Genomic DNA, 11,131 nt, shown 5'->3' with positions numbered 1-11,131 from the left:
GCTAAAGAAGAAGCTAAAGCAATTGCTGCTGATATGAAAAATCAAGCTGTAAAAGATGCTGTTGCTAACGGTCAGGTTCCTGAAATAGTTGCATTAATTGCATATTTAAATTCTTTAAAATAGAGGTTCTTAATGGATTACGAAACACTGTTAACTGTGCAAGGTTATGCTAAATTCTTTTTGATTTTAGCTGTATTTATAATTTTTTACTCTTATGCTTACTCTATTTATAAGAGAGATAGAAAGGGTGAAAGAGACTTTGAAAAATATTCAAAGTTAGTGCATGATGACGCAGATGTTTCAACTCCTCTTGAAGATAGAAAAAAAGATAAAGATATAGATAATAAGGAGAAATAACATGAAGTCTATGGTAGTAGGTGGAATTGTTCTTATCATCGCTTTATTAGCAGGAACTTACTTTTCAGCGGGTGATGCTTTTAGTAGCGATATTTCGAATATAAATAGTTTAACAATGTTAGGTGCTGTAGCTATTATTACAATTACAGTATTTGTTACTCTTAAATATTATAATCAGATGAAAAATGATACAGCTAGTGGTGAATTAGCTGATGAAAACTGGGATGGTATTGGTGAATATAGAAATCCTATTCCTACAGGATGGGGATTAGCATTTATTGGTACTATTATTTGGATGTTTTGGTACTTCACTGTTGGTTATCCAATTAATGGGTTCTCTCAAATTGGACAATGGAATGAAGAGACTTTAGACTATAACAAAAAGTTTGAAGCAAAATGGCAAAATCCATCTCAAGAGACTCTTGAGGCTATGGGTAGTTCATTATACTTAGTACAATGTGCTCCTTGTCATGGTGTTGATGCTGAAGGTATTAATGGTAAAGCCCATAATTTAACAAAAAGAATGGCTAAAGAGCAAGTTCTTGATGTTATTAATAATGGTGCAAATAACTTAAAATCTGCATACCCAGGTGGAATGCCAGCTGGTATGGCTTCTGGTGCTGATGCTGTTGCTATTGCTGAATATGTTGCAAATTCTCAAATTGGACAATGGAATGAAGAGACTTTAGACTATAACAAAAAGTTTGAAGCAAAATGGCAAAATCCATCTCAAGAGACTCTTGAGGCTATGGGTAGTTCATTATACTTAGTACAATGTGCTCCTTGTCATGGTGTTGATGCTGAAGGTATTAATGGTAAAGCCCATAATTTAACAAAAAGAATGGCTAAAGAGCAAGTTCTTGATGTTATTAATAATGGTGCAAATAACTTAAAATCTGCATACCCAGGTGGAATGCCAGCTGGTATGGCTTCTGGTGCTGATGCTGTTGCTATTGCTGAATATGTTGCAAATGGATTCCAAGGTGAACAACCAGCATCATACGCAGTTTGTGCAGGATGTCATGGAGTAGATGGAAAAGGTATGCCTTATGTAGCTCCAAACATTAGAGAATATGACGACGCAATCGTTATGGCTGTATTAAAAGATGGTAAAAAAGGAAGCATTGGTGTTATGCCAAGCTTTGACGGAAGACTTAACGAAACTCAACAAAAAGCATTAGCAGCTTACCTTAGAAGTTTAGGAGAGTAATATGGCTGGAAATACACAAATGAACGAAAACGAAAGAGGAATCTTTAAATTACATGGTATTACAGGAATGCTAATTGCAACTGCTTTATTGCTTACAATTTTAGTAGTTTTAACTGTAAATGGAATTAAGGTTCAACAAAATGAGGCTGATAACTATTATAAAGTAAACCAAGATTTAAATGGTTTAAAAATGAATAGCAGCGAAAACCACAAGCAATATGAGCTTGTTGGTAATGGTAAGTAAGGAGTAAAGTATGGAAAAAATTATTGGTGTTTTACTTTTAGTTTCTGCCGTTATGACAGCTTACTACGGGTACTTTGACTCAACTAAAGTGTTCGTTGGATAAATGAAAAATTTAGTTAATTTTAAAATAGCAGTGTTTTTTTCACTGCTATTTTTTTTATCATCAAACTTATTTGCACAAGGCTACATCTTAAATGATGATGGTTTAATTGATGCAAGAGCACAAGAAAAAATAAATCAAATTGGAAATGAAGTTAAAACTAAACTAGGGGTTAACATTTATGTTTACACTATAAAAAGTTTAAGTTTACCAGAAGAACTTCCTATGAAAAAGAAATTCGAGGCTATAAAAAATCATGAAAATGAGATTTTACCAGCTCTTAAAAAACCTTATATTCTTTTAACTGCGTTCATAGAAAATACACATGTAAATTTAGCTTATTCTGAAGATTCTCTAAAAGAGATAGTAGATAAAGATGATATTTTAGATGGGTATGTTGTACCACTATTGGCTTCAAAGGATAAGAACACACTTTTTGCAAAAGTAAGTGCTTCTATGTTAAATGGTTATGCTGCTATAGCTGATACTTTAGCTTTAAATAAAAATGTAAAACTTGAAACAAGTATTGGAAATCAAGGAAAAGTTTCTAGTACAATTTGGAGAGTTTTCATGTATACAATAATTGTAACTGGATTATTAGCTTATACTTATGCAGTGTTAAGAAAAAGGAAATCATAGATATATGAAAAAAAGAAATTATTGGCCACTTTTTTTTATAGGAATATTTTCATTTGTATTTTCAATGATTATATGGACTATATATAGTACTTCTCAAGCAAATATTGATGAAGATAAGAGTTTTATGAAGAAGTATCAAGATGTTGATGCTTCTTATAATGAAATTATAAACTCAAATAAAAAGTTTAATCAACTTTATGATTTAAAATTAGTATTAAATGATAAAAGTTTTGATTTAAAAGTTGATGATATTATGTATTCTCAAAGAGTACTTGAAAAAATATCAAAACATAAAGATATTATGTTAATAGGTGCAAATACTCTTAAAATATTTGCAATTGATAAAACAACAAATATTAAAAAGACAATTGATATTAATCTAAAAGTTACAAAAAGTAGTACAATTGATAAGGATATTATGCTTAATAATAGTAACTTTACAAATGATAATAATGTTTATGTAACAAAATTTAATATTGATGAAGAAAATAACTGGAATATTACTGGAACATTTAATATTGATGGTAATGCAGGTTATATTTATATAAAAACAAATGCTAGAAAAAAATAGACTTTTTGTTTTTCCTACATCAAGAGCTATTAGAACTTTTTTAGGTGACCTAAAAAATTCTAATACGCTTCTTCCTTTTACTTTAACAATTGATGAGTTTTTTAAAAAATCTATTATAATAAATGATAAAAAATATTGTGATGAAGAACAGAGATTTCTTTTTTTAAAAGAGGCTATTAAAGGTATAGATGTATCAAAACTTGGTATATCAGATAGTTTCACTAAATTTTTGAAGCAAAATGAATACATATATAGATTTTTTACAGAACTTTCAAGTGAAAAGATTTCAATCGAACAGATAAAGACAGTAGATACTTATGACTATTATTTTGAGCATCTTGAGATTCTATCTAAAATATATGATAACTATACAAAACTTCTAGAGAAAAATGATTTTGTTGATAGAGTAACTTATCATAACTATTATGAGTTAAATAAAAATTACTTAAATAAATTTTCTGAAATAAATTTAATTTTTGAAGGTTACTTTACAAAAGTAGAGTTTGATATTATAAAAGCAATATCAAGTGTTGTTACTTTAAATATTAAATTTTTCTCAAATGAATATAATCAAAAATCTTTAGAATTATTTAAAGAGTTTATAGAAGATGAAGAGATAGAAATCAATTATGAATATATAGTTAATATGAGTGACAAAAAGATTTCTTTCAAAAACCCTTTGAAATCACAAAATCAATTTGTAGAAATAAAAGGATTTAACTCAAGAGTAAATCAAATTGCATTCATAAAATCCTCTATTGTTAACTGTATAAAAAAAGGTATTAATCCTTCAAACATTGCTTTGGTTTTGCCAGATGAGAGTTTTGCAAATACTGTTCAGCTTTTTGATAATGAAAGATATTTCAACTTTGCAATGGGAAAATCTATAGAGAATAGAAAACTTTATGAAGTATCAAATGCAATATATGATTACTTAAATGAAAAAGAGTTAGTTAATACAGAAAGATTAAATTTTCTTAAAATAGATAAGAAGTTTATTGATGATAATATTTCAACTATCTACTCAAAGATTTGTACAAAAGAAAATTATGAATTTCTATGTGATTATATAAAAACATATGAAACTAATAATGAGATATTGCAAAAGTTTGATGAAGTAGTATATAAATTAACTAGATTACTTTTTAGTTCATCAAATACTTTATTGCTTAAAGATGTATATAAAATATTATTACAAAGAATTAAAGAGATAAAGCTAGATGATATAAACTCAGGAAAAATCACTGTTTTAGGATTGTTAGAAACAAGAGCAAATAATTTTGATGCTGTGATAATATGTGATTTTAATGAGCAGTTTATTCCAAAAGCTTCAGTAAAAGATAAATTTTTATCTTCAAAAATAAAATCAATGACGAATTTACCTACTCTAAGTGATAGAGAACTACTTCAAAAATATTATTATAAGAGATTAATTGATTCATCTAAAGAAGTATATATTTCTTATGTAAATTCAGATTCAAATCAAATAACAAGATTTGCAAATGAACTGTTTAGTGAGAAAATTGATTACAATCTGTATGATAATTCATATAGACATATTTTATATAATAATCATACTTTAAAGCATTATAATAAAGATATTGTTGATAAAATAGATTTAACTAAGTTTTCATGGTCTGCTAGTTCTTTAAAGACTTTCTTAGAGTGTAAGAGAAGATTTTATTTACAATATATTTTAAAGATATCAGATCATGATATTTCTTTAAAACCTAAATCTTATGAGTTAGGTAATATAGTACATGAAATTCTTGAAAAATATTATACTATTGACAATAGTAATTTAGAACTTGATTTTAGAAAAATTGAAAACTTATTTATAGAATATAGAAGTGAGAATCCTCTTTTAGCATTAGATTTAGAGATATGGAAAAAGAAATTATATGAATTTTATTTATTTGATTCTAATAGGCTTCAACACTCAAAGATTTTAGGTCTTGAAAAAAGTTTTGAAATAGATTTTGATGGTATAAAACTAAAAGGTATTGTTGATAGAATTGATTATAACAATACTACTAATCGATACGAAGTTATTGATTATAAAACATCAGCATCTTTAAAAGTTGATACTTTAAAAAACTATGATAAGTCGATTGACTTTCAGTTAGAATTTTATTATTTGGCTGTAAATGAACTTTATAAAACAGATAATATAGATACATTTTATTATGACTTGAATTCAACAAAATTAATCGAAGAAATTGCATTAGATAAAAAACTTGAGTTATTAAGTGAAAAAATAAATGAACTTAAAGAGTTAAGTAAAAGTGAAATTAATTTTGAAAAAACTGAGCAAAAATCAGCTTGTAGTTTTTGTATTTATAAAACAATATGTGATAGAGAATAAGTTTATAAAATCATACCTTATTTAGGATATGATTTTATATATATTTTATTTGCTTGTTGCAATTAGTACGTCTTCAATAATTTTTGTAATGTCACCATCTAAAATGGCATCTACATTTGAATATCCAATATTACTTCTTGTATCTTTTACTTGTTGGTATGGTTGTAAAACATATGATCTAATTTGGTGTCCCCAACCAATTTCACTTTTTTCAATACCATCTTTATCAGCTTGCTGTTTTTCAAGTTCTAATTCATATAGTCTTGATTTTAGCATTTTCATTGCACTTGCTTTATTTTTGTGTTGACTTCTGTCATTTTGACACTGAACAACAATACCTGTTTCAATATGAGTGATTCTAATAGCTGATTCAGTTTTATTAACATGCTGACCACCTGCCCCACTTGCTCTATATGTGTCAATTCTTATATCTTTATCTTCTATTTCAATATCAATATTGTCATCAATTTCAGGAGATACCATAACTGATGCAAAAGATGTATGTCTTTTAGCATTTGAATCAAAAGGAGAAATTCTAACTAATCTATGAATTCCATTTTCAGCTTTTAAGTATCCATAAGCATTTTCACCTTTGATAATAAATGATACATCCTTTATACCAGCTTCTTCACCTGGTTGATAGTCAAGCAGCTCAATCTTAAAGTTTGATCTTTCTGCCCATCTTAAATACATTCTATAAAGCATTGAAGCCCAATCTTGTGATTCAGTACCACCCGCACCTGGGTGAATTGAAACAATAGCATTTGAAGCATCATCAGGATTACTAAGCATTACTGATATTTCTGTTGATTTAATTAGCTCTTTTAATTCATTTGCTTCTTCATAAAGCATTTCAATAGTATCATCATCTTTCTCTTCATTTGCTAATTCATATAGCTCATTCGTACCACTTAAGGCATCATTGGCTTTATTATATTTATTTAGCTTTGAAAGTATTCTATTTTTTTCAATACCGATTTTTGTAGCATTATCAACATCATTCCAAAAGTCTTGTTGTGCTTCTAGTTCTTCTATTTCTTTTAGTCTAGAATTTAATTCATTAGGTTTTAAAATACCTTTAATGTTTTCAAGTTTAGTATTTAATGTTTTTAGTAATTCACTATATTCGTATGCATCCATGTCTTTATATCCTTTGATTGGATTATACAAAAAAGTAGTATAAGAAGTGTTTAGATTTGAGTTTTAAATCAGGACTTTTGTCCTGATTTGTTCGCGCTTGTTAAAGATTTTATTTTAGAAAGAGTAAGTTAATGATGCATAGATTTTGTCATAATTATTTGATGTAGTACTATCATCATAATCAACATATAAAACATTTCCTGATAAATCCTCTGTAAATGAATAGTCTAGCGATACATTTAGTTCATCAGTATCTTTATTTGTAGAGTAATCAGTTGTACCATATAATAATGATAAAGTAGCATCTGATATAGTGTACGATGCACTTCCATAGAATGTTTTAGCATCTGTTCCATAAACATTTGTTCCATCATCAAATGGATTTATGTTATCACCAAATGAATCCATTGAACCAATAGCACCATCTTTATCTGTTTTAATATAACCAGCATTTAATGAAATACCAGAAATTTCAGTTCCTAGGTCAACATGAATTATTGAACCATCTTTTTTAGTAGAAACATCCTCATTTGATGCAGCATATTGTGATGTTAAGTTAAATAAATCTGATGTATAAGTCGCTTTTAATCCATAAAAATCAGCTACATCACTTGCTGTATAGTAATATGGATTTAATTCAATATTATCTAATCCTGAATATTTTGCATCAATTACATATGCCCCTTTTGTTCCATTTACATCAGAAAATTCTGAAGAAATTTCATCAACACCTGCCACAGCAGTCTTATCAGTGTATCCAACAACTAAAGTTGTATTTGGGATAATTGTAGTAGATGCAACGATTCCTTCATGATAATCCCCCATCCATTCTAAGTCAATAGCTTGTCTACCAGCAGTAATACTAAATGAATCAGTTGAATATGTGATATTAGCTTCACTTAAAATTGAGTTGTCAGCTAATGCAGATGAGTCATTGTCGTTTTTTTCATCAATATCACTTGCTGCTACAAATCCTATTTTTGCACTAAAACCATTAAATGATTTAGTTGTATGAGATAAGCTTACACCCGCAGAAGTAAATCCTGAATCAGCACCAGTATCCATATTTGTGTTTTCATGATAAATAGAAACATCACCTGATGTAGTACCTGTAGATATAGCTTCTTTTAAAGTATCAGCACTTGCAAAAGTAATTGCACTGTTAACTAATAGTATAGATGTAAATAAACTTAATTTTTTCATATAATCTCCTATGTTTAATGATAGGATTAGTATAGCATTTATGAATAGTTAGTAAATATTTTTTCTGTATATAAAATATATAGTTTTACTATATATTTTATACGATTATTTATTTATTGAGTCTAGGTAAGCTTTGATTTTTTTTATATCGTCTTTTGTTGTACCATTTGCTATAGCTTTCATTATAATATTATAACTATTTCCATAGTTAGAATCTATTGAATATTGATTTATAGCGTATGTAATTTCTTTTTCAGTTAAATTGATAAGTGGCGTAGCTACATTATAAGCAGATTTTTCACCTTTCTCACCATGACATGATTGACATTTATTTGTATAAATCTTTTTTCCATCAGCTATTAAATTTAGATTTTTTTTAATCTCTTTTTCTTTCTTTTCTTCAGCTTCTTTTATTTTCATTTTTGCGATGATTCTTTTTTCTAACTCTTTTTCATCTAAAGTTGTATTAAAGTTATTAGAATATGAATCTTCATTTTTTAAGATATAAATGAAGTTAAAATTTCCTTCATTGTTTTTGGAAATTTTAATATCATCAATTTTATAACCTTTGTTTTTCATATCATTTAAAGTAAATTTACTATTACATTCTCCACCATCAAGTTTTGTTGATTCAATAGTAGACATAGAAGTATGGTTTTCTTTAAAACACATTGTTGTTTGAGCATAAGTTAATGTTGATGTTAGTAAAGCTAATGTGATTGAACTTAAAAGTTTCATTTTTATCCTTTTAATTTAAAAGGATAGTCTATCATAAAGTGACTTGTTAAATTTTTAAGAAAGTTTATTAGAAATAAAAAAAGGCTAGAAGTAAAACTTCTAGCCTTCATAAGTTTAGTAATCTACTGTTTAGATTAAAGAATTAGAAAGTATATTTAACTTCAATTCTTCCTCTTTGTTTGTCTTGAGCACCTTGCTCTTCTAACTCAGAGTATCTAATGTAAGTATTTAAGTTTTTAGCTACTTTGTAGTTAATTTGACCTAAAGTTTCAGAGATATCAGTGTCTGCAGTTCCATGCTCACCATCAGCATAAGCAGCTCTTACAGAAATTTTGTCAGTTAATGTAACTGTTGCATCTACAGCGAATGCAGATAAATCAGATACACCAGCTGAACCCATTTGCCATAATAAGAACTCTGCAGGAGTCTCAGCAGCTTCATCAATAGAACCAGAACCATTGTCTCCAGTTGCAGCATATGCTAAAGAAGCAGATACAATACCAACATTACCAGCTACGTATGCTTTGAATGTAGATCTTTCATCATCAGTAGCAGCACCAGTGTCTAATTCTTTCTCAGAATATTCAACACCTGTTTTAACCATACCTAATGATGCGTCAGCTTTAACGTTGTATACTTTCATTGTATTATCAACATCTACATATTGACCTAATAATGATACAGGACCTACGTTACCCATTGCAATTACAGAGTAAATAGCTTCAGAAGATACATCTGCATTATAGAATGCAGCACCACCAACAGTAAATGCACCAGCGTTGTATAAAGCAACAAGACCAGAAGCTTCTTCAGAGTCAGTTAATCTTCCTGGAATATCTTGAGTACCTAATAATGCAGTTACTGCACCATTTGAGTATTGGAAGTAGTATTGATCTAAAGTACCAGATGAATCAGAAGCAGTTCCATTTGTTGCAGCTGCTGTTCCAGAATGTGCAGTTTGAGTTTCTTGGTTATCATCATCAAAGTTTGCATTAGCTACAAAAGTTACTTTATCAGTTACAGGAACTTTAATTTTTACATCAATATTTACATCTTGATCTTCAGAACCAGCACCATTTTGGCTTGCATCTTCCATTCTGTATCTTACTTGACCAGAAATATCAACACCTTTGATTGCTTCTTCTAAAGATGCAGCTGATGAAGTTGTAGATAAACCAGCTACTGCTACTGCAGCTACTAAACTTAATTTTGCGATTTTTTTCATTTGTTCTCCTAAAATTTCGAAATCTTTAATCAGTTTACCGGAGCGCGCGAACTCATTTAAAAACTAGTTTTAAAACTTTTCCGGCTTACCGTTACAGCCATTCTACAGCACTAAATTTTAAAGTTTTCTTAAAAGTTATGTATTTCATGTTAATTGTGTGTTAATTTAAGGTTACTTTTAATTAACGGCTTATTAACTCTTTATTAATTACTAAGAGATACAATGCAGTCACTTAAAATATCTGGCTTAGATATTTCAATTTTTAGATTATTAATTTTATACATTTTGTATAGCTTTCCCTCTATATGGGCTATAGCTTCCTCTAAAAGTTCAAATTTTTTCTTTTTCATTTCTTGTTTAATATATGAAGCTACTACACTATAATCTATAAAGTAATCATTTTTATAAGTATATTCAAAAGAGACATTTATAATAACTCTTTGCTTTTTTTCTCTCTCAAATGGAAGAATTCCTATTATACATTTGAATGTAAGTTCTTTGATATTTATTGTTAGATTTTGTTTCATTGATGTTCCTTGATTATTTTAAACTAATAAGGTTAAGGTATGTATATATAAAGTAGATAAAAAAGTGCGAAGATATTCGCACTTATAAAATAGTTAGATAACTTTTTTCTCTTCACCCTTAATAACTCTAATGATATTAGGGATATGTTTATAATATATAATAAATGCAATTAGATACATAGGTGCATTTGAACCTATATCTAAACCATCATTCATAAATGTTGCACTTACGATAACAGCTGTTAATCCTAAAAGAGATGATACAGATGAGATTTTAAGAACTTTTGCAGCTACAATCCAAGTAATTGCACCAATAAGTGTTGCCATTGGAACAAGTGCTATATAAACTCCAAGACCAGTAGCAACTCCTTTACCACCTTCTAGTCCTAGATAGATTGAATAACAGTGTCCTAATACTGCAAGTACAGCTATAGCCCAAAGTGTTTGTTCACTCATTCCCATACTCATTGCAACTAAAATTACTATAGTTCCTTTTAAAGCATCTAAAATAACTGTTGCTATACCTAGTTTTTTTGCTAGGCTTGGATTTGTTTCTTTTACTACTCTTAGTACATTTGTTGCACCAATTGATTTACTTCCTTGAGATTTTATGTCAACACCTGCAAAAGTCTTAGCAAGTAAAAGACCAAAAGGAATAGAACCTATTAAATATGCTGCTAAATAAAATAGCATATTAGGGTTTGTTAAAAAATCCATTTATTACCTTTATTTGTTGTGTGTAGTGAGTTTTCACCGAATTAGTTAAAAGGATTATAACTAAAATTTAGTTATATTATCATTTAAATATGTTT

The 11,131-nt window shown here is 28.4% G+C and carries 12 protein-coding genes and 1 pseudogene; 7 read left to right on the top strand and 6 right to left on the bottom strand.

Annotated elements, in window-relative coordinates:
* From ACH5BF_RS05600 to ACH5BF_RS05570, 7 genes and pseudogenes are all read left to right on the top strand, one after another.
* Window positions 1–123: pseudogene (locus ACH5BF_RS05600) on the top strand (cytochrome-c oxidase, cbb3-type subunit II); the annotation flags it as partial.
* Window positions 124–132: 9 nt separating this feature from the next.
* Window positions 133–357 (top strand): cbb3-type cytochrome oxidase subunit 3, encoded by a 225-nt coding sequence (locus ACH5BF_RS05595; RefSeq protein ID WP_423273223.1) that lies wholly within the window; start codon window positions 133–135, stop codon window positions 355–357.
* A gap of 1 nt (window position 358) precedes the next feature.
* Window positions 359–1,567, top strand: coding sequence for a c-type cytochrome (locus tag ACH5BF_RS05590; RefSeq protein WP_423273222.1), 1,209 nt, complete (start codon window positions 359–361; stop codon window positions 1,565–1,567).
* Between the two features lies 1 nt (window position 1,568).
* A complete protein-coding gene (locus tag ACH5BF_RS05585) occupies window positions 1,569–1,811 on the top strand; it encodes a DUF4006 family protein (RefSeq protein WP_423273221.1) in 243 nt (80 codons plus the stop codon).
* Window positions 1,812–1,914: 103 nt separating this feature from the next.
* A complete protein-coding gene (locus ACH5BF_RS05580) occupies window positions 1,915–2,550 on the top strand; it encodes a hypothetical protein (protein WP_423273220.1) in 636 nt (211 codons plus the stop codon).
* Between the two features lie 4 nt (window positions 2,551–2,554).
* Window positions 2,555–3,121: a hypothetical protein gene (locus tag ACH5BF_RS05575; RefSeq protein WP_423273219.1), complete on the top strand. Its 567-nt coding sequence runs from the start codon at window positions 2,555–2,557 to the stop codon at window positions 3,119–3,121.
* Window positions 3,105–5,486 (top strand): PD-(D/E)XK nuclease family protein, encoded by a 2,382-nt coding sequence (locus ACH5BF_RS05570; RefSeq protein WP_423273218.1) that lies wholly within the window; start codon window positions 3,105–3,107, stop codon window positions 5,484–5,486. Before ACH5BF_RS05575 ends, ACH5BF_RS05570 begins: the two co-directional genes overlap by 17 nt.
* Before the next feature lie 45 nt (window positions 5,487–5,531).
* On the opposite strand, the gene prfB is transcribed toward ACH5BF_RS05570, so the two are convergent.
* From prfB to plsY, 6 genes are all read right to left on the bottom strand, one after another.
* Complete coding sequence (gene prfB / locus ACH5BF_RS05565; protein ID WP_423273217.1) at window positions 5,532–6,626, bottom strand: peptide chain release factor 2; 1,095 nt, start codon at window positions 6,624–6,626, stop codon at window positions 5,532–5,534.
* A gap of 114 nt (window positions 6,627–6,740) precedes the next feature.
* On the bottom strand, window positions 6,741–7,829 hold the full coding sequence (locus tag ACH5BF_RS05560; protein ID WP_423273216.1) for an Opr family porin: 1,089 nt from the start codon (window positions 7,827–7,829) through the stop codon (window positions 6,741–6,743).
* 105 nt (window positions 7,830–7,934) lie between these two features.
* Complete coding sequence (locus ACH5BF_RS05555; RefSeq protein WP_423273215.1) at window positions 7,935–8,567, bottom strand: c-type cytochrome; 633 nt, start codon at window positions 8,565–8,567, stop codon at window positions 7,935–7,937.
* A gap of 142 nt (window positions 8,568–8,709) precedes the next feature.
* Entirely contained in the window at window positions 8,710–9,792 is a 1,083-nt protein-coding gene (locus tag ACH5BF_RS05550; RefSeq protein WP_423273214.1) for a major outer membrane protein, read from the bottom strand.
* A 203-nt stretch (window positions 9,793–9,995) separates the two neighbouring features.
* On the bottom strand, window positions 9,996–10,319 hold the full coding sequence (locus ACH5BF_RS05545) for a dihydroneopterin aldolase (protein ID WP_423273213.1): 324 nt from the start codon (window positions 10,317–10,319) through the stop codon (window positions 9,996–9,998).
* Window positions 10,320–10,412: 93 nt separating this feature from the next.
* Window positions 10,413–11,036 (bottom strand): glycerol-3-phosphate 1-O-acyltransferase PlsY, encoded by a 624-nt coding sequence (gene plsY, locus ACH5BF_RS05540; protein WP_423273212.1) that lies wholly within the window; start codon window positions 11,034–11,036, stop codon window positions 10,413–10,415.
* Between the last annotated feature and the right edge of the window lie 95 nt (window positions 11,037–11,131).

The organism is Arcobacter pernae, from assembly GCF_049472135.1.
Taxonomy (GTDB): Bacteria; Campylobacterota; Campylobacteria; order Campylobacterales; family Arcobacteraceae; genus Arcobacter_B.
The sequence above is the reverse complement of the archived record's forward strand: the minus strand, read 5'-3'. Positions and strand labels throughout refer to the sequence as shown.